At 30.3% G+C, this 18,053-nt stretch carries 19 protein-coding genes; 3 read left to right on the forward strand and 16 right to left on the reverse strand.

Annotated elements, in window-relative coordinates; genetic code table 11:
- Positions 1 to 6: 6 nt before the first annotated feature.
- The 6 genes from acpP to pta form a co-directional block, all read right to left on the reverse strand.
- A complete protein-coding gene (gene acpP / locus H8R92_RS05530; protein ID WP_022212314.1) occupies positions 7 to 237 on the reverse strand; it encodes an acyl carrier protein in 231 nt (76 codons plus the stop codon).
- A 101-nt stretch (positions 238 to 338) separates the two neighbouring features.
- A complete protein-coding gene (plsX, locus tag H8R92_RS05535; protein ID WP_186834963.1) occupies positions 339 to 1,325 on the reverse strand; it encodes a phosphate acyltransferase PlsX in 987 nt (328 codons plus the stop codon).
- A gap of 61 nt (positions 1,326 to 1,386) precedes the next feature.
- Positions 1,387 to 1,572 carry a 50S ribosomal protein L32 gene (rpmF, locus tag H8R92_RS05540; protein ID WP_022168046.1) on the reverse strand — a complete coding sequence of 62 codons (186 nt, stop codon included), beginning with the start codon at positions 1,570 to 1,572 and terminating at the stop codon, positions 1,387 to 1,389.
- 12 nt (positions 1,573 to 1,584) lie between these two features.
- A complete protein-coding gene (locus tag H8R92_RS05545) occupies positions 1,585 to 2,085 on the reverse strand; it encodes a YceD family protein (RefSeq protein WP_022212312.1) in 501 nt (166 codons plus the stop codon).
- Positions 2,086 to 2,256: 171 nt separating this feature from the next.
- Positions 2,257 to 3,456, reverse strand: coding sequence for an acetate/propionate family kinase (locus H8R92_RS05550; protein WP_022212311.1), 1,200 nt, complete (start codon positions 3,454 to 3,456; stop codon positions 2,257 to 2,259).
- Positions 3,457 to 3,533: 77 nt separating this feature from the next.
- A complete protein-coding gene (gene pta, locus H8R92_RS05555; RefSeq protein WP_186834929.1) occupies positions 3,534 to 4,532 on the reverse strand; it encodes a phosphate acetyltransferase in 999 nt (332 codons plus the stop codon).
- 221 nt (positions 4,533 to 4,753) lie between these two features.
- Between pta and H8R92_RS05560 the strand changes: the two genes are divergently transcribed.
- Positions 4,754 to 5,956: a nucleotidyltransferase gene (locus H8R92_RS05560; RefSeq protein WP_022212309.1), complete on the forward strand. Its 1,203-nt coding sequence runs from the start codon at positions 4,754 to 4,756 to the stop codon at positions 5,954 to 5,956.
- Positions 5,957 to 6,028: 72 nt separating this feature from the next.
- Positions 6,029 to 7,210 (forward strand): sporulation integral membrane protein YlbJ, encoded by a 1,182-nt coding sequence (gene ylbJ, locus H8R92_RS05565; protein WP_186834930.1) that lies wholly within the window; start codon positions 6,029 to 6,031, stop codon positions 7,208 to 7,210.
- On the opposite strand, the gene H8R92_RS05570 is transcribed toward ylbJ, so the two are convergent.
- From H8R92_RS05570 to H8R92_RS05595, 6 genes are all read right to left on the reverse strand, one after another.
- Entirely contained in the window at positions 7,196 to 7,732 is a 537-nt protein-coding gene (locus H8R92_RS05570; RefSeq protein ID WP_022212307.1) for a hypothetical protein, read from the reverse strand. The genes ylbJ and H8R92_RS05570 overlap by 15 nt on opposite strands.
- 23 nt (positions 7,733 to 7,755) lie before the next feature.
- The gene (gene coaD, locus H8R92_RS05575; RefSeq protein ID WP_022212306.1) at positions 7,756 to 8,232 is read right to left on the reverse strand and encodes a pantetheine-phosphate adenylyltransferase; all 477 of its coding nucleotides are present in this window, start codon (positions 8,230 to 8,232) and stop codon (positions 7,756 to 7,758) included.
- 9 nt (positions 8,233 to 8,241) lie between these two features.
- Complete coding sequence (gene rsmD / locus H8R92_RS05580; protein WP_022212305.1) at positions 8,242 to 8,805, reverse strand: 16S rRNA (guanine(966)-N(2))-methyltransferase RsmD; 564 nt, start codon at positions 8,803 to 8,805, stop codon at positions 8,242 to 8,244.
- 66 nt (positions 8,806 to 8,871) lie between these two features.
- Positions 8,872 to 10,902, reverse strand: coding sequence for an ATP-dependent DNA helicase RecG (recG, locus tag H8R92_RS05585; RefSeq protein ID WP_186834931.1), 2,031 nt, complete (start codon positions 10,900 to 10,902; stop codon positions 8,872 to 8,874).
- An 81-nt stretch (positions 10,903 to 10,983) separates the two neighbouring features.
- Positions 10,984 to 12,624, reverse strand: a complete 1,641-nt coding sequence (locus H8R92_RS05590; protein ID WP_022212303.1) for a DAK2 domain-containing protein — start codon at positions 12,622 to 12,624, stop codon at positions 10,984 to 10,986.
- 11 nt (positions 12,625 to 12,635) lie between these two features.
- On the reverse strand, positions 12,636 to 12,986 hold the full coding sequence (locus H8R92_RS05595; RefSeq protein WP_022212302.1) for an Asp23/Gls24 family envelope stress response protein: 351 nt from the start codon (positions 12,984 to 12,986) through the stop codon (positions 12,636 to 12,638).
- A gap of 216 nt (positions 12,987 to 13,202) precedes the next feature.
- Between H8R92_RS05595 and rpmB the strand changes: the two genes are divergently transcribed.
- The gene (gene rpmB / locus H8R92_RS05600; protein ID WP_022168034.1) at positions 13,203 to 13,394 is read left to right on the forward strand and encodes a 50S ribosomal protein L28; all 192 of its coding nucleotides are present in this window, start codon (positions 13,203 to 13,205) and stop codon (positions 13,392 to 13,394) included.
- A gap of 246 nt (positions 13,395 to 13,640) precedes the next feature.
- Here the strand turns inward: rpmB and H8R92_RS05605 are convergent, their stop codons facing one another.
- From H8R92_RS05605 to pknB, 4 genes are all read right to left on the reverse strand, one after another.
- The gene (locus H8R92_RS05605) at positions 13,641 to 14,279 is read right to left on the reverse strand and encodes a thiamine diphosphokinase (RefSeq protein ID WP_022212301.1); all 639 of its coding nucleotides are present in this window, start codon (positions 14,277 to 14,279) and stop codon (positions 13,641 to 13,643) included.
- Positions 14,279 to 14,926, reverse strand: coding sequence for a ribulose-phosphate 3-epimerase (gene rpe / locus H8R92_RS05610; RefSeq protein ID WP_022212300.1), 648 nt, complete (start codon positions 14,924 to 14,926; stop codon positions 14,279 to 14,281). Before rpe ends, H8R92_RS05605 begins: the two co-directional genes overlap by 1 nt.
- Position 14,927: 1 nt before the next feature.
- The gene (gene rsgA, locus H8R92_RS05615) at positions 14,928 to 15,791 is read right to left on the reverse strand and encodes a ribosome small subunit-dependent GTPase A (RefSeq protein WP_186834932.1); all 864 of its coding nucleotides are present in this window, start codon (positions 15,789 to 15,791) and stop codon (positions 14,928 to 14,930) included.
- A gap of 113 nt (positions 15,792 to 15,904) precedes the next feature.
- Positions 15,905 to 18,052 carry a Stk1 family PASTA domain-containing Ser/Thr kinase gene (gene pknB, locus H8R92_RS05620; RefSeq protein ID WP_022212298.1) on the reverse strand — a complete coding sequence of 716 codons (2,148 nt, stop codon included), beginning with the start codon at positions 18,050 to 18,052 and terminating at the stop codon, positions 15,905 to 15,907.
- Position 18,053 lies beyond the last annotated feature (1 nt).

Genomic DNA, 18,053 nt, shown 5'->3' on the forward strand with positions numbered 1-18,053 from the left:
TTTTATTTATTCCTCAACATGTGCCTTAATAAATTTAACTACATCACCAACAGTAACGAACTTTTCCGCTTCATCATCTGGTATTTCCATATCAAGTTCATCTTCTAAAGCCATTATCAGCTCAACTATATCTAATGAATCTGCATTTAAATCATCAATAAATGCTGATTCCATAGTAATTTCATTTTCATTTATGCTTAATTTATCTGCTATTAAAGCTTTTACCTTTTCAAACATAACTTCACCTCCTCACTATGCCCATTTAGATAATATTATATATTATAACATACGTCAATATACACTATAAAATTTATCTTATCACCATAAACTACTTAATTTTATATATTTTCTTTTATTTTGTCTAAAACTTTATTATCGTAAAATATTTTTGCTTGCTTTATAGCACTTTTAAAAGCTCTAGCATCTGAACTTCCGTGAGCCTTTATACAAATACCATCTACTCCTAAGAAAGGCGCTCCACCATATTCTTTATAATCAAATCGCTTTGCTATATTATTAAATACAGGCTTTAATAATACTGCTCCTATTTTGGAAACAATACCTGATGCCATCACTTCTTCTTTTATTACTTTCATAATTGTAGATGCAGTACCTTCATACATCTTAAGTATTGTATTACCAGTAAAACCATCACATACTATTACGTTAACATCACCTTTTGTTATCTCTCTTGGTTCTATATTACCAACAAAATTTAATTTTTCTTCTGATAAAAGTTTAAATGACTCTTTTGTGAGATCATTTCCCTTTTCTGCTTCTTCACCTATATTTACTAATCCTACTGAAGGATTTTCTCCATTTAAAACACCTTTATAGTATTCCTTTCCCATATGTGCAAATTGAACAAGGTATTCTGGCTTGCTATCAACATTAGCTCCAGCATCAACTATTATGAAACTTCCATTCTTCCCTGGCATAACAGGAGCTAATGCTGGCCTTTTAATCCCCTTTATCCTTCCCACAATGAAAGTACACCCTGCTAAGAATGCCCCCGTACTACCAGCTGAAATTACTGCATCACAAATTCCTTCTTTAACTAAGTTTAAAGCTTTACAAAGGCTTGAATCTTTTTTTCTTCTAACTGCCATTACAGGATGTTCATTAGTAGTGATTACTTCCTTAGCATCAATAACAATAATATTATTACCACTATAGTTATTTTTAGCAATTTCCTTTTTAATAGACTCTTCCGGACCAGTTATATAAAATTCTATATCCTTAAATTCCTCTAGAGCCTTTATAACTCCTGAGACAATTTCTGCTGGTGCATTATCGCCACCCATTCCATCTATAGCTATCTTCATCATTCTCACTCCTTTAAAAAAATTCTGTATATAAAGAAAAGAAAGTCATAAGACTTTCTTTCTATTGTTCAGTTGAAGCAACAACTTCTTTACCTTTGTAGAATCCACAGTTTTTACAAACTCTGTGAGCCATTTTCATTTCGTGGCATTGTGGACATTCAACTATTCCTGGTAAGCTTAACTTAAAAGTTTGAGCTCTTCTAGAATCTCTTTTTGCTCTATATGTCTTTCTAGCTGGATTTCCCATTATTACACCTCCTTATTCCCCAAACAACTCCCTAAGCTTTGCAAGCCTAATATCTACATCAAAATTATCACATTGACACTCTTTAACATTTTTATTAGTTCCACATTGTGAACACAGACCTTTACAGTCTTCCTTACAAAGTCTTTTGATAGGTAAGGTTGAAATAATACAATTTTCTACGATTTGGATGATATCCAATGTATCATCCTCTACAAAAATAAGTTCTTCATCATCTTGAAGCTCTTTACTTTTTGTAAACCTTTCTTCTATATCAACATCTATTGGATAGATAAAGGTGTCTAAACATCTTGAACATGTAAGTTCTAAATTTGTTTTAATATGAGCCTTTAATTCAAGAATTTCATCTTTTGAATTAACTTGACCATTTACATCAACCATGGAAACTGCTTTAATTTCCTCACCTTCAAATTTTACAGGTTGGAATTCAAATGATAACTTAATTTCTTTATTTCTACTTCCTTTAGCAAGTAAATCTGAAAATTTTATAATCATAATCTTAACTCTGGATTATATCTCCTCATATTAAACGTATTTAATATATTGTGCCTAGCACAGCTCGAGCAAAGCAGCTTTTTCACTCCTTAGATTTATTGTTTGAGCCATTTATCGCTCAAACACAATTTATTATATAAAGTGTGTCTATAAAAGTCAAGCAATTTATTATTACTTTTTAATTAACTCTAAAGTATCTCTTGCAATTACTAATTCTTCATTAGTTGGAATAACAAATGCTTTAACATTACATCCAGCTTTTGAAATTTCTCTTATCTTACCTCTTACATTATTAGCTTCTTTATCTATTTCTACTCCTAAGAACTCTAATCCTTCTAAGCATTTTTCTCTAGTTTCTGGTCCATTTTCTCCAACACCAGCTGTAAATACTATAGCATCAACACCACCCATAGCTGCTGCGTATGCACCTATTGTAGTTCTTATTTTGTATTCAAATATTCTAAGGGCTAACTGAGCTCTTCTATTACCTTTGTTAAATGCAGCATCTTCGATATCTCTGAAATCTGAACTGATTCCTGATATACCTAATACTCCTGATTTTTTATTTAGTAAATCATTTACTTCATCTACTGATAACCCTTCTTCTTTCATTAAGAAAGTAACTATAGCAGGATCGATGTTACCACATCTTGTTCCCATTGCTACACCTTCAAGCGGAGTGAATCCCATTGAAGTATCAACAGATACACCATTTTTAACAGCACATAAACTTGCACCATTTCCTAAGTGGCATGTGATTATTTTTAAATCTTTTATATCTCTTCCCATAACTTCTGCACAAGTTTGAGAAACATACTTATGAGACGTTCCATGGAAACCATATTTTCTTATTCCATCTTTCTCATAAAGTTCATATGGTAATGCATAAAGGTATGCATCTTCTGGCATTGTTCCGTGGAAAGCAGTATCAAATACAGCTACCATTGGAGTGTTTGGCATTAATTCTTCACATGCCTTTATACCTATCATGTTTGCTGGATTATGTAATGGAGCTAATTTAAAACATTCTTCTATGTTAGCTTTAACTTCATCATTAATAACTACAGATTCTTTATATTTTTCTCCACCATGAACTACTCTGTGCCCAACAGCTGAAATTTCATCCATTGACTTGATAACACCATTATTTTCATCAACTAAAGCTTCTAAAACTAATCTGATAGCATCTTTGTGATCTTTCATTTCTTCTTTAACGATATATTTATCTTTTCCTTCAACCTTTTGAGTTAAAACAGAACCTTCAATTCCTATTCTTTCAACTAACCCTTGAGCTAATGCTTCTTCATTCACCATATCGATTAATTGATACTTTAATGAAGAACTTCCACAATTTATAACTAATACCTTCATAAAAAACACCTCACTATAAATGTCTATAAATTTTTTTAATACTATAAAATGCCTTGTGCTTTGAACATTTATCTATATTATTTTGCTTGAGCTTGAACTGCTGTTAGTGCTACAACGTTAACAATATCATCTACATTGCATCCTCTTGATAAATCATTAATAGGCTTAGCAAATCCTTGACACATTGGTCCAATAGCTTCTGCTCCTGCAAATCTTTGAACTAATTTATATCCAATATTTCCAGCTTGTAAATCTGGGAATACTAATACGTTTGCTTTTCCAGCAACAGGGCTATTTGGAGCCTTTTGTGCAGCTACGCTTGGTACTATAGCAGCATCTAATTGTAATTCACCATCAATTAATAAGTCTGGTCTTAATTCTTTAGCTAATTCTGTAGCTTTTCTTACTTTGTCAACCATTTCATGATCAGCACTTCCCATTGTTGAGAATGATAACATCGCAACTCTTGGTTCTACCTTACAAAGATTCTTAGCTGTATCTGCTGTAGCTATTGCTATTGCTGCTAATTGTTCATATGTAGGGTTTGGATTAACAGCACAATCTGAGAATAATAACATTCCTTGTTCACCATAAACTGAACCTGGAACCATCATTATAAAGAAACTTGATACAACAGAAACACCTGGTGTAGTCTTTATAATTTGTAGACCTGGTCTTAATAGATCTCCAGTAGTATGAACTGCTCCTGAAACCATTCCATCAGCATCATCTAACTTAACCATCATTGTACCAAAGTATAATGGATCTCTAACAATTTTGTCAGCCTTTTCAATTGTCATGCCTTTGTTTTTTCTTAATTCATAGAACGCATTGATATAAGCTTCTAATCTATCTGATTTATTAGGATCTATTACTTCAACTCCAGTAAGATTAACATCAAGCTCTTTTGCTTTGCTTCTTATTACGTCTTCATCTCCTACAAGTACTGGTCTAGCTAATCCTAGCTCAACTATCTTCCCTGTAGCTTTTATAGTTCTTTCTTCGTCACCTTCTGGAAGAACTATTCTTCTTTTATCTGCTTTAGCAGCAGCCCATAATTTATTCATAAGTTCCATATTATCTTTCCCCTTTCTCAAGTGATACGAACTCAATCTTCATCATATAATATACTCCTATATGTACATATTTTTCAATACTAAATTTCTAAAAATAGATTATTTCTTTATCTTTTGAATTTTCTAAAAATTCAAATATTTTTAATATATCTTTTATTTTTATCAATTTATGAGGATGTTATGCTATAATACTTTTATATTTTTTTAAAAGGAGCTTTCTAATGAATATTACAGGTATTATCACTGAATATAATCCATTCCACAATGGACATATGCACCATTTACAAGAGTGCAAAAAAAACACCAAATGCGATGGTGTCATCTGCATAATGAGCGGAAATTTTATGCAAAGAGGTGGTCCTGCCATAATAGATAAATGGAAAAGAGCCCAAATGGCTATAGAAAATGGCGTTGATCTTGTTATAGAACTTCCTACATACTATGCTGTTTCTTCAGCTGAATTCTTTGCATATGGTTCTGTATCAATCTTAAATTCTTTAGAAATAGTCAATAATCTATTCTTCGGTTCAGAATGTGGCGATATTAAATCTTTGACTAAAATTGCACAAACTCTCGTAGAAGAACCTTGGGAATTTAAAGAAATTTTAAAAAGAAATATAAACTCTGGATTAACCTTTGCCAAAGCTAGAGAACTAGCCCTAATAGAGTTTACCAATGATAACTATATTGAAAATATCATTTCTTCTTCTAATAACATATTAGGAATTGAATATATTAAAGCTATTTTGAAACTTAATAGTCCAATAGTTCCTTTTACATTAAAACGGGAAGGTTCTAGCTATAATGATAAATTACTTTCTACCTCCTTCTCTTCTGCAACATCCATAAGAGAAGCTTTAAAAAATAAAAATGATATTACTTTTATTAAAGATGCTATGCCAGAGAAATCATTTAATATTTTACGTGAACTTAAAAATTCAAATTATCCATTTACATTTGAAGAAAGTATGTTTCAATATATAAAGTATCTAATAACCACTAATTGTATAAATTTTAACAATATTTCAGAAATCAAGGAAGGTATTGATAAAAAAATATCAAAAGAAATTGAAAATAGCACTTCCTTAGATGATTTGATTTTAAATATTAAAAGCAAAAGATATACATATACAAAGATAGCTAGAATTCTTACACAAATTTACATTGGTTTTTATAAAGAAGATTATTCCAAAATGAATTTAGAAAAATATCATTATGTTAGAGTCCTAGCTTTTAATAAAAAAGGACGAGAAATTCTGAGCCTTATAAAAAAGAAAAGTAGCATACCACTAATTACTAAGCTTCCTAAAAACACTGAAAATCCACTATTAAAACTGGATATCGCTGCAACTAAAGCCTATTCAATTTTAAATTCAAAACTTAAAGCAAATTCTGATTATTTAATCAGTCCAATAATAAAATAATAATATTGTAAAGCCATAAGCATATAAATATTATATATATATATTTTATTCTTCATTAATAGGAGGACTTCTATGTATACAATTTCTATCTTATGGCTTTTAATAATTATTCTTTCAATAATACTTATAAAGCTTCTTAAATTAAGTAAAAATCAAATAATTACTATATTTATTACCTTATTTATAATACTCTTTATCATAAATCTAAACACATGCATGCAATCTACTTTTACAGGATTAAATTTGGTTATAAAAGCCATTTTACCTACAATTTTTCCTTTTTCAGTTATATGTAATCTTATCATTCATTATGATGGCATTTCATTTTATTCAAATATCCTAGGTCCAATTATATGTAAGCCTTTAAAATTATCTAATTGCTCATCTTTCCCTATTGTTGCAAGTCTACTCTGTGGTTATCCTCTTGGTTGTAAATATTGTTGTGATCTTTATGAACTTGGCTGTATTTCAAAAGAAGAATATTTAAGACTATTAAATATTGCTTCAAACGCCAGCCCAATTTTTTTAATAGGTTCTGTAGGTGCTGCTATGCTAGGAAATATCAAGTACGGCTTCATACTTTTACTGGGAAATTATCTTGCCCCTTTAATAATAGGTTTTTTTACAAAAAAAAATACTCATGAATTTAATAATTCTAATGAGTATCCTTTAAAAATTGACGGCTCCTACAATTTTGGAATAATAATAAAAACATCCATTGAAAATGCAATTAATACCACCTTACAAGTGGGTGCCTTTGTAATTATATTTTCTATCATTATAGGTATAATAAAAAACAATTCCTTAATAAATATCATTTTTAATAATGTTGAAAAGCTATTATCATTATCACCTAATTCATTATACGGAATTTTTCTAGGATCCATTGAATATACAAATGGTTGCAAAATTTTAACTTCTATTTCTTCATCAATCATCTTTAAACTCAGTGCTATAAGCTTTATCTGCTCATTTTCAGGCTTATCTATAATTGGTCAAATTTCTTCTTTTACAGGTAAATTCAATGTTTCACTTAAGAAATATTCCTTTATAAAATTTATTCAAGGGATAATTAGCTTCATAATAACCTTTATTTTTTCTAGCATTTTTATTAGTACAGAAACTACATCATCTATATATATTCATTCTTATTACAACACTAATAAATTACTTTTCTTTACCTATGCATTACTATTACTTCCGTTAATAGTAAAACTTACAAATATATTATTTAAGAGGTTACATATTTCTTAATTCATTTATGTTTTCTTTAATAGTTTCACTACTTTTAGTCATTTTTTCCTCTATTTCTTTTGCTGCTTTTTCAAATGACTCTTGCATTGATTGTATAAGCTGTAGCTTCTTTTCTTCTATTTCATTATCAAGCTGTGATAATATTTCAGTTGAATATTCTCTAGAACCTAGTGTTATTGCTTTAGCATCTCTTTTTGCTAAGCCAATAATTTCATTTGCACGAATCTTTGCTTCCTTAACCATATCATGATTTTCTATATTTTTCCTCATCATTTCCATAGTTTCTTTTTTCACGTTTTGATACTCCTTTTGAGCATTTTCAAGAATTTTATCCTTCTCACCCATTACCCATTTAGCTTTTTTAAGCTCATCAGGTAGGTAATTTCTAATTTGCTCAATTACTTCTTCAAACTCCTTTGTATCAATCATCGCCTTACCTGTTATTGGAATTTTAGGAGCATTTTCTAGTACCTCTTCTAGATATTCTAACAGTTCCATAACATTTAATTTTCCCTTATTCAAATTACTCCCTCCAAAATAAAACTTTATTTTAATCTTATTTTAACCATATCAATAATTTCCTTTGGCACTAGCCCTGATATATCTCCCCCAAATTTCCCCACTTGCTTTACAGAAGAAGAACTAAGATATGAATATTCTATAGATGTCATCATAAACAATGTTTCAATATCTGGATCAAGTTTTGAGTTCATAAGTGCCATTTGTAGCTCATATTCAAAATCTGATACTGCTCTTAATCCTTTTAGAATAACTCGTGCATTATACTCTTTAGCCAAATCTACCAATAAGCCATTAAAACTTACTACTTCTACATTTTCAAGATGAGCTGTTGCTTTTTTAATTAGCTCCACTCTTTCTCCTATTGTAAACAACCCTTTTTTATCTATATTAATTAGAACCGCTACAATAACTTTATCAAAAATATTACATCCTCTTTGGATAATATCTAAATGCCCATTGGTTATTGGATCAAAGCTTCCTGGATAAATTGCTACTCTCATATCCTTCTCCTACTCTAATTTAGAATCAACTCTATAATAACATACAGTTGTATTTCCGTACTTTTTACTTTTAGTCAAGACTATATCTTCATAACCTTCATATATTTCTTCAATAGAATCAATTTTAGTTACTATAATTCCTTCTTCTTTTAATAACTTATGTTCCTTTATTATTTTCATTGCTTCTGGAATCATTTCTTTACAATATGGAGGATCTATAAATATAATATCAAACACTTTTCCCTTTTTAGCCAAAGCTCTAAGCGCCTCATATGAATCCATATTTAACGGATAGCTACAATCTTCAAATCTTAAATTTTCCACATTTTGTTTTAGTAATGGAAATGTAGCTGGACTCTTATCGATTAGATAGACCTCTGCTGCTCCTCTACTGGCACATTCAAGACCTAAGCTTCCTGTTCCTGCAAATACATCTATAACCACTGCATCTAATATATGGTTTTGAATTGTATTAAACATAGCTTCTTTCACTCTATCTAGTGTAGGTCTTGTTTCCATAGTCGCTGGAGGTATTAATTTACGTCCTCTTGCTTTTCCTGCTATAATTCTCATTAACACTCCTCCTTTAGTTTAACATTACCATTTTATCATATAACATTTCTATAAACAATTTTTTTATTAGTTAAAGCATATATACTTGCTCCATCTTTCTAATGAGTAAGCTATATCTCTACATAATTTAACCTTGTTAGGGTCTTCTGACTCTAATAGCATCTTTCCTTCTTCTCTTGCACATCTAAGAATTTTAACATCATCATAAAGGTTTGCCAAAACAAACCCTTCATCACCACTTTGTTTAAGACCAAACAACTCTCCTGAACCTCTAAGTTTTAAATCTTGTTCAGAAATATAAAATCCATCAGTAGATTCAGTCATTATTTCCATTCTTCTTTTAGTATTATCGGTTTTGGCATTACCAGTAAGAACACAATATGATTCATACTGTCCTCTTCCAACTCTTCCTCGTAATTGATGAAGCTGAGCTAAACCAAACCTTTCGGCATTTTCTATGATCATAACTGATGCATTAGGTACATTTACCCCAACTTCAATTACTGTTGTAGAAATTATAACTTTCGTTTCATCTCCCTTGAATCTATTAATTATTTCATCTTTTTCTTTTGGCTTCATCTTCCCATGTAATATTTCAATATTTATCCCTCTAAATACTCCATCCCTTAATTCATCATATAATTTTTCCACAGAATTTAACGATAATTTTTCATCTTCTTCTATAAGAGGACATACAATATATACCTGTCTTCCTTTTCTAATTTCATCTAAAGCCAAATCATATGCTAGCATTCTATGGTCACCGTTATAAAACTCTGTCTTCACAGGCTTTCTTCCTGGTGGAAGCTTATCAATGACCGAAATATCAAGATCTGAGTATACATATAAAGCTAAGGTTCTTGGTATAGGAGTTGCTGTCATAACTAACACATCTGGTCTCCTACCTTTATTAATAAGTCTATTTCTCTGTTCAACACCAAATCTATGTTGCTCATCAGTAACAACAAGTCCTAAGTTCTTAAAATCCACATCTTCCTGTATTAAAGCGTGAGTTCCTATTACCACCATAGGTGTCTCTGTAGTAATAATCTCCTTTATCCTTTTTTTTTCTTTTGCAGAAGTACTACCTGTAAGCAGTTCTATATGTATACCAAAAGGTCCTAAAAGTTTCTTTGCTTCTTCATAATGCTGACTTGCTAGTATTTCTGTAGGAACCATAAGCGTTGCTTGATAACCACATTTAACCACATTAAAAATAGCTATAAGAGCTACTACAGTCTTCCCAGAACCAACATCACCTTGCACTAACCTATTCATTGGGAATAAACTCTTTTGATCTCTTAATATTTCTCTCACTACCCTAGTCTGTGCCTCTGTCAAACTATATGGAAGAGCTGCTTTTAAATCACCTAGCTCCTTTACCCATGGGAAAGATATTCCATTTTCTACTTTTAACTTTCTTTTTAAAAGTAGAAGTTTCATAGAATACGTAAATAATTCTTGAAATTTTAATCTGATGATAGCTTTTTCTAGTTCGTTTCTTCCAGAAGGAAAATGTATATTCCTCACAGCAAAATCTAAATCCACCATTTTATATTTATCAATCATTTCCTGTGGAAGATTATCCTTTATCTTTATATTTTCTAAACAATTAGAAATAAGTTTAATTAGAATTTTATCTGTTAATTCTTCCTTTAAGCTATACTTTGGAACTATTTCATTTTCCATAGCTACTTTAATACCTACTATAGGGTTAACAACCTCAATCTTATTTCCTACCTTTTTAAACTTACCTATTAAATCATATTTTTCACCAATTTTAAAGGTATTTTTAATAAATCTTTGATTAAACCACTTACCTTCAATTATCGTACCATTATAGTTAAATCTTATGGTAGTCAAATACTTTCCTGTCTTAGTCCTTACATCTCCACAACAGCCCATACAAAAGCAAGTCAAGACATTCTTTTCATCATTACTTATTTCATTCACCGGTACATTATTTCCTAGAAATTCATAGTCTCTAGGGAAATATAATAAAAGGTCCATTATGGTAAATATTCCACACTTATTTAATTTTTCTAAAAGTTTAGGACCAACGCCTTTTAATATCGAAACATCATTTGAAACATCCATCACATCACATCCTCAATAATAGTCTATTTTTTAATTAACATTAAAGCACAAGAAGACCTGCTCCTTGTGCTTTACCTTTTATTATTCTACTGACATTATGAAGTAGTATAATGGTTGATCCCCTTTATAACATTGAACATCAAAATCATCATATTTCTCTTCTAATTCATCAATGAATTCTTCCATCTTGTTTTCATCAACATCTTTTCCATAGAAAATAGTAATAAGCTCACTATCTTCATCAATCATTGATTCTAATACTTCTTTAGCTACTTCAAAGTAATCTTCACCTACAGTTTTAATCTTACTTTCAACTAAACCTAGCATATTTCCTTCTTTAATTTCTATTCCATCCATTTCAGTATCTCTTACTGCATAAGTAACTGAACCTGTTTTAACCATTTCTAATGCTTCCTTTAAAGCTTCTTCGTTGGCATCAACATCTGCTTCATAGTTAAACATAGTTATTGCTGTAATTCCTTGTGGAATACTCTTAGTTGGAATAACTCTAACATCTTTATCTGATATTTCTGCTGCTTGTTCTGCAGCCATAATAATATTTTTATTATTCGGTAATATGAAAATATGATCAGCATTAAGCTTTGATATACATTCCATCATGTCTTGTGTTGATGGATTCATAGTCTGACCACCTTCTATTACGTAGTCAACTCCAAGGTCTTTTAATACTCTAGTGATTCCATCTCCCATTGCCACTGAAATAAATGCATATTTTTTGCTTTCAGCTGGTGCAACTTCTTTTTGAACATCGCTAGCTGCCTCTTCATTTTTAAGAGCTAATACTTCTCTATGCTCTTCTCTCATATTATCAATCTTTATCTTTGAAAGTTCACCATACTGTACAGCATTTGATAATACTTTACCTGGATCATTAGTATGTATATGAACTTTTATAACATCTTCATAACCTACTACTATCATAGAATCCCCTAAACTTTCAATCTTATCTTGGAATTCTTTAGATTTAGCTGCATCTCCTAATATTATAAATTCTGTACAGTAACCAAATTTTATATCTACATCTTCAGTTGAAGCAGCACCTGTAGCTCCTGCTGATTTTACTGCAACATCTTTTATTTCTGCTTTTATATCATTTTTTAGAGCATCAAGCATTCCTTGAAGAATGATATATAATCCCATTCCACCTGAATCTACAACTTTAGCTTTTTTTAAAGCTGGTAATAAATCTGGTGTTTTATCTAGCATTATCTTAGCATTAGTAACAACTGTTTCCATAACTGCTATTATATTTCTTTCTTCTACATTTGTTACAGATTCAGCTGCTGCTCTTATTACTGATAGTATAGTACCTTCTGTTGGTCTCATAACAGCTTTATAAGCTGCTTTGCTTCCTTCTTCAAAAGCTACTGCAAGCTCTTTTCCATCAACTTCTGTTTTTCCTTCTAAGCCTTTAGAAATCCCTCTTAAAATTTGAGAAAGAATAACTCCAGAGTTCCCTCTTGCTCCCATTAAAGCACCTTTTGCTAGTATTTTAGAAGTTTCTCCTATAGACTCTGAATTTAGGTTTTCAATTTCTTTTACAGCTGCTTTAAAGGTCATTGACATGTTAGTTCCTGTATCTCCATCAGGTACAGGAAAAACATTTAGTGCATTAACAAAATCACTTTCCTCTAATAGCCTATTACTAGCATTAACAACCATATTGTAGAAGTCATGGCCATTTATTTTTTGATATTTCATCCTATTCCCTCCTAGACTCTAACCGCTTGAACATTTACCGTAACTTGAGAAACTTTTAATCCAGTAAAATTTTCAACACTGTAACGTACTTTTTGAATAATATTATTTGCTATTACTGATATTTTAGTTCCATACTCAACCATCACAAATAATTCAATGTTCAATTTATCATCTTCAGTAAAATTTAATTTTACACCTTTGCTTAAACTTTCAATTCTCATTAATTCCCATAAGCCTTCAGAAGCATTTTTTGATACCATACCTACAACACCGTAGCATTCCATTGTTGATAAACCTACTATCTTAGCAAGCACTTCTTCTGAATAATGTATATTTCCAAGGTTATTTGAATATCCTATCATGCAAAACCCTCCTTATTTCATTTCCATAAGGTTATTGTATATTAGATAATGTATTAATTCAAGTAAATTTGTATGTATTTAGATATATCTTACATCTTTTATTATCATTTTTTTATTTTTTTTTATTTTTCTATTGCATTTTATATTAAATTTTGATAAACTTAATTTCGTCCTATTGAAGAGATATAATCTTCAAATATAAGGAGGTGTTTTTTAATGGCAAGAAGATGCGAAGTTTGTAATAAAGGTGTTGTTTCTGGAACACAATTCAGCCATTCTCACCGTCAATCTAAGAGAACTTGGGCTCCAAACATAAAGAGAGTAAAAGCTTTAGTTAACGGAACACCAAAAACAGTTCATGTATGTACAAGATGCCTTAGATCTGGTAAGGTTGAAAGAGCAATATAAGTTCAAATAAAAAATGCAATTGATAGAATCAATTGCATTTTTTATTATACTTTTTTAAAAGTCATATAAGTTACAACACTCCTCCTATGTATTTTTATTTTCTCCTAAAGAACTTTATTATACATGACAGAAATTTAGGCAATTTAATAGCAATTATCTTCATTAACCCTTCACCTCCAAAAAAAATCACCTTACCCCATTAACTATTCTATGCTAGATAACGATGTAAGGTGATTATTTTTTATATTAATCTTTTGAAAAAATAACTAAAATTTTTCCTTTAGTAAATTCCACTTCAATGTCCTCTTCTAAAAACTCATTTGATACAGTTCTATTATCTCCAAGATATAACGTATAATTTTCTAAATCATACTTAGCATTTTTTATATTGAAATTTTCTACTTTATCACAATATGCTAAAAATGAAATATATCTATAAGAATTATCTTTTTTAATTTTAGAACTTTCTTCTAATAAATATATCTTATTTGTTTCATTTATGATATATGCTTTTGCTCCTGCACTATTAGCTTTAGATAACAGTCCTAGATTAGCAAAACTATGATCAAGTCTACTGCCTGTCATAGCCATCATGTATATTTCTGCAAATTCCATCTTTAAAGCTATTTCCATAGCAATATCTGAATCAGTACTATCCTTTTCACAATTATACTTAAATTTTTTTATACTATCAATTTCTAACTTTTTAATATCATCCCTATTTATAGAGTCAAAATCTCCTACAATATAGTGAGGATAAATATTATTTTTTAATAAATATGAACATCCTCTATCCACACCTATTATCTTATCAACTTTTTTAGCATAATCTTCTAGTAATTTTCCTGATGGCTCATTTCCACCACCTACAATTAGAACTTTCACTATATTCCTCTTAAAGCTTTTATATTTTCTTCAATTACATCATTTTTAAATACAGCTGATCCAGCAACTATAACATTAGCACCTGCATCTATTACTTTTTGAACATTTGAAGAATCAATACCACCATCAACTTGAATCATCAAATTCTCATTATATTTTATGCTCATTTCCTTTACTTCTTTTACTTTATCAATTGTATATTCAATGAATTTCTGTCCTCCAAAACCTGGATTAACAGTCATTATTAATACCATATCAAGGTTGGCAATAATATTTTTAAGTAAATGAACAGGTGTAGCTGGATTAAGTGCAACTGCAGCTTTTTTTCCTTTAGCTTTAATATATTCTATAGTTCTATCTAAATGTTTTTCACTTTCATAATGAATTGTTATTATATCTGCTCCTGCATCTATAAAATCATCTATATACTTAGATGGATTTTCTATCATAAGATGAACATCAAATACTTTATCACTTTTATTTCTTATGGCCTTAATTATCGGCATTCCAAAAGAAATATTAGGAACAAATTGTCCATCCATTACATCTATATGAATAAAATCTGCTCCTGCATTACTTAGTCTTTCTACCTCTCTTCCTAACTCTGCAAAATTTGCTGATAATATTGACGGTGCTATTTTAACCATATTAATACTTCCTCCAATTCATTATTTCTTCTAATGTTCTTATATAAAATTCATATCTCAATTTATTTATGTATCCTTCTTCAACTGCATTCTTTACTGCACAGTTAGGTTCCTTATAATGTAAACACCCTCTAAATTTACAACTATTATTATATTCCTCAAATTCTGGAAAACAATATTTAAGATCATCCTTTTCAATAAAAGTAACTTCTAAAGTTGAAAATCCTGGAGTATCTACTATATATCCATCCTGAACATCTATAAGCTCACTATGTCTTGTTGTATGTCTTCCTCTACCTATCTTTTCAGAAACTTCTCCTGTTTCCATATGATAACTTTCTTTTAGAGTATTTATTAGTGTAGATTTTCCTGCTCCTGAAGGTCCACATAATACGGTAACGTTATTTTTTATCTTTTCTCTTAAAGTTTCTACTCCAATACCATTTTTCGCATTTATATATAACACATCATAGCCAATTGCATTTATCTTATCCTTTATTTCTTCCTTTTCTTCATAATTTACTAAATCAACTTTATTCAAGCATACAATAGCATGTATATTATTATGCTCACATAATACTAAAAATCTATTTAGTAAGTCAAAGTTGATATCTGGATTCTTTATAGAAAATACAACAAATGCCTGAGTTACATTAGCTACTGTAGGTCTAATAAGTTCTGAGCTTCGATCATATATGTTTTCTATTACTCCTTTGCTTCCATCAAAAGTAATTTCAACATCATCTCCTACCATAGGCTTCATATCTCTATGCCTAAATTTCCCTCTAGCCTTACATTCAATTATCCCTTCTTCAGTTTTAATATAATAAAATCCGCCTATTCCTTTAATAATTTTTCCTTTCATGATGCCTCCATCTTTTTTACTCTCATATCTATAATAAACAGTTTATATAAAAAAATGCAATTGTTTTTTATTATTAAGTAAAAAAGACTGCACATAGTGCAATCTTTTATTATCTAGTTAAATTTTGAAGGAAATATATCCGTAACTCCTACAGTTGTTTCAGTATATTGAGCATCAGTAGATGCATCCGTTCCAGTATCATCTGTTTCTTCTGAAGAGTTTGTTTCCCCACTATTAGTTTCACCTGTTGTATCACTGGAAGTATTTCCTGTTGTGCCTCCAGATGGATTCTTCTTTACCTTTAGCTTTACAGCTTCATTCTTCTTAACCTCTTGAGTGTATCCTGTTATTGAATAGTTAACATAATCATCACCTGACACAGTACCACTTATTTGATATGAAAGTCCTGCACTTTCTAAAGCTGCTATAGCTTCAGATAATGATTGACCTATATACACATACTCAGAAACATTGTAAGATTTCTCAACATATTTCCCTATAGTAAGTGTAACTGCTGTTCCAACTTTAACATCAATTCCATAAACTGATTGATTAATAACCATTCCATTCTCAGATTCATTTGATGTATCTTCAGTGTTAATAGTCACTTTAACACCTTGATTTTCTAAAGTTGCTACTGCCTCACTTTGATTATATCCTATAACATTTTTAACAGTTACCCATTTTACTTCTTTTCCTAAACTAATTATCAAAGAAATTTTACTACCCTTTTCAACTTCTTGATTCTTATTTATTGATTGACTAATAACATATCCATATTCTACTGTATCGCTATAATCATATGAAAGAGTTGCTACAAGCCCTCTATCTTCTAATGCACTAACTGCTGCCTCACTACTTAAGTCTCTTACATCTGGTACTTTTACTTTTTCTACACCGCTAGAAACAACTACTTTTACAGTAGTATTAGTTTTCACCACTGTTCCTTCAGATGGATTACTAGATATTATATACCCTTCCTTGTAATTCTCATCATATTTCCTTGAATCAACTTGCAAAGCTAAACCTGCTTTTTTTAACGCACTCTCTGCTTCTTCTTGTGATAATCCAACTATTTTAGGTATAGAAACCTCCTTAGCTCCACCAGTAAAATACATACCAAAAGGTACCATAATAGCTAGTATAGCTATTGTTATAATTCCTATAATTATTCCCTTCCTTGACTTTCTTTGCTTATTTACCGTTGTTTCTTTTGCTCTCTTTACAGGAATATTTTCTAGTTCATCGTCATCTTCTTCATATTCATCACCATCATATTCATCATACTCATCATAATCATCGTCAACAACTGAGCTATTAACAACCTTAGCCTGAGCCTTATCTACTTTGGTAGTATTCATTTGTTTTTCACTTATAGGAGTCATTATTATTGTTTTGCTGTCATATGCACTTGCCTTACCATTAATAATTGCATTAGGATTATCCTTAATTTTCTGCAAATCCACCATTAATTCTTTTATATTATCATATCTATCACTAGCTTCTTTTGCCATACATTTTAAAACCAATGTATTTAAACTATCTGGTATTGATAAATTAATACCTTTTGGTGGCACAGGTTCTTCCTGTATGTGCTTTAAAGCAATTGTCACAGGTGATTCTCCATCAAAAGGAAGTCTTCCTGTTAGCATTTCATATAAAACAATACCTAATGAATAAATATCTGACCTTCCATCGATAAATGTTCCTTTTGCCTGCTCTGGAGATAAATAATGGGCAGACCCCATAATTGTTGTTGTATTAGTTATTGTTGATGCTGTAGAACTTTTAGCAATTCCAAAATCAGTAACCTTGACATCACCATTTTCTGTAACTAAAATATTTTGTGGCTTAATATCTCTATGAATAATATTATTTCTATGAGCACACTCTAATGCTTTGGCTATTTGGATAGCAATTTCTATTGCTGTAGTATAATTTAGCTTTCCACTATAAACAATTAGATCCTTTAATGTTTTTCCGCTTACATACTCCATAACAAAATAATCTATGTTGCCTTTTTCTTCATGACCTACATCTAAAACATTAACAATATTAGTATCAGATAAATTTGCTATTGCTGTTGCTTCTCTCTTAAACTTTTCTGCAATGTCTTTATTATCTGAAAATTCTTTTTTCAATACTTTAACAGCCACTAATCTATTTAACTTTTTATCTTTGGATTTATAAACAATAGCCATTCCGCCTTCGCCTATTATTTCAATAAGTTCATATCTATCACCTAATATTTCTCCAATCATA

Origin of the sequence: Clostridium lentum (assembly GCF_014287815.1) — a bacterium.
Classification (GTDB): domain Bacteria; phylum Bacillota; class Clostridia; order Clostridiales; family Clostridiaceae; genus Clostridium; species Clostridium lentum.

Excerpts from the sequence above, each read along its gene's own strand:
- pta (WP_186834929.1), bottom strand. The coding sequence starts at position 4,532 with ATGGAACTTATGAATAAATTATGGGCTGCTGCTAAAGCAGATAAAAGA.
- H8R92_RS05590 (WP_022212303.1), bottom strand. The coding sequence starts at position 12,624 with ATGAAATATCAAAAAATAAATGGCCATGACTTCTACAATATGGTTGTT.
- H8R92_RS05545 (WP_022212312.1), bottom strand. The coding sequence starts at position 2,085 with ATGATTATAAAATTTTCAGATTTACTTGCTAAAGGAAGTAGAAATAAA.
- rpe (WP_022212300.1), bottom strand. The coding sequence starts at position 14,926 with ATGGTTAAAATAGCACCGTCAATATTATCAGCAAATTTTGCAGAGTTA.
- ylbJ (WP_186834930.1), top strand. The coding sequence starts at position 6,029 with ATGTATACAATTTCTATCTTATGGCTTTTAATAATTATTCTTTCAATA.
- rpmF (WP_022168046.1), bottom strand. The coding sequence starts at position 1,572 with ATGGGAAATCCAGCTAGAAAGACATATAGAGCAAAAAGAGATTCTAGA.
- acpP (WP_022212314.1), bottom strand. The coding sequence starts at position 237 with ATGTTTGAAAAGGTAAAAGCTTTAATAGCAGATAAATTAAGCATAAAT.
- H8R92_RS05550 (WP_022212311.1), bottom strand. The coding sequence starts at position 3,456 with ATGAAGGTATTAGTTATAAATTGTGGAAGTTCTTCATTAAAGTATCAA.
- coaD (WP_022212306.1), bottom strand. The coding sequence starts at position 8,232 with ATGAGAGTAGCAATTTATCCAGGAAGCTTTGATCCAATAACCAATGGG.
- H8R92_RS05595 (WP_022212302.1), bottom strand. The coding sequence starts at position 12,986 with ATGATAGGATATTCAAATAACCTTGGAAATATACATTATTCAGAAGAA.
- pknB (WP_022212298.1), bottom strand. The coding sequence starts at position 18,052 with ATGATTGGAGAAATATTAGGTGATAGATATGAACTTATTGAAATAATA.
- plsX (WP_186834963.1), bottom strand. The coding sequence starts at position 1,325 with ATGAAGATAGCTATAGATGGAATGGGTGGCGATAATGCACCAGCAGAA.
- recG (WP_186834931.1), bottom strand. The coding sequence starts at position 10,902 with ATGGATGTTTCAAATGATGTTTCGATATTAAAAGGCGTTGGTCCTAAA.
- H8R92_RS05560 (WP_022212309.1), top strand. The coding sequence starts at position 4,754 with ATGAATATTACAGGTATTATCACTGAATATAATCCATTCCACAATGGA.
- rsgA (WP_186834932.1), bottom strand. The coding sequence starts at position 15,791 with ATGAAAGGAAAAATTATTAAAGGAATAGGCGGATTTTATTATATTAAA.
- rpmB (WP_022168034.1), top strand. The coding sequence starts at position 13,203 with ATGGCAAGAAGATGCGAAGTTTGTAATAAAGGTGTTGTTTCTGGAACA.
- rsmD (WP_022212305.1), bottom strand. The coding sequence starts at position 8,805 with ATGAGAATTATAGCAGGAAAAGCAAGAGGACGTAAATTAATACCTCCA.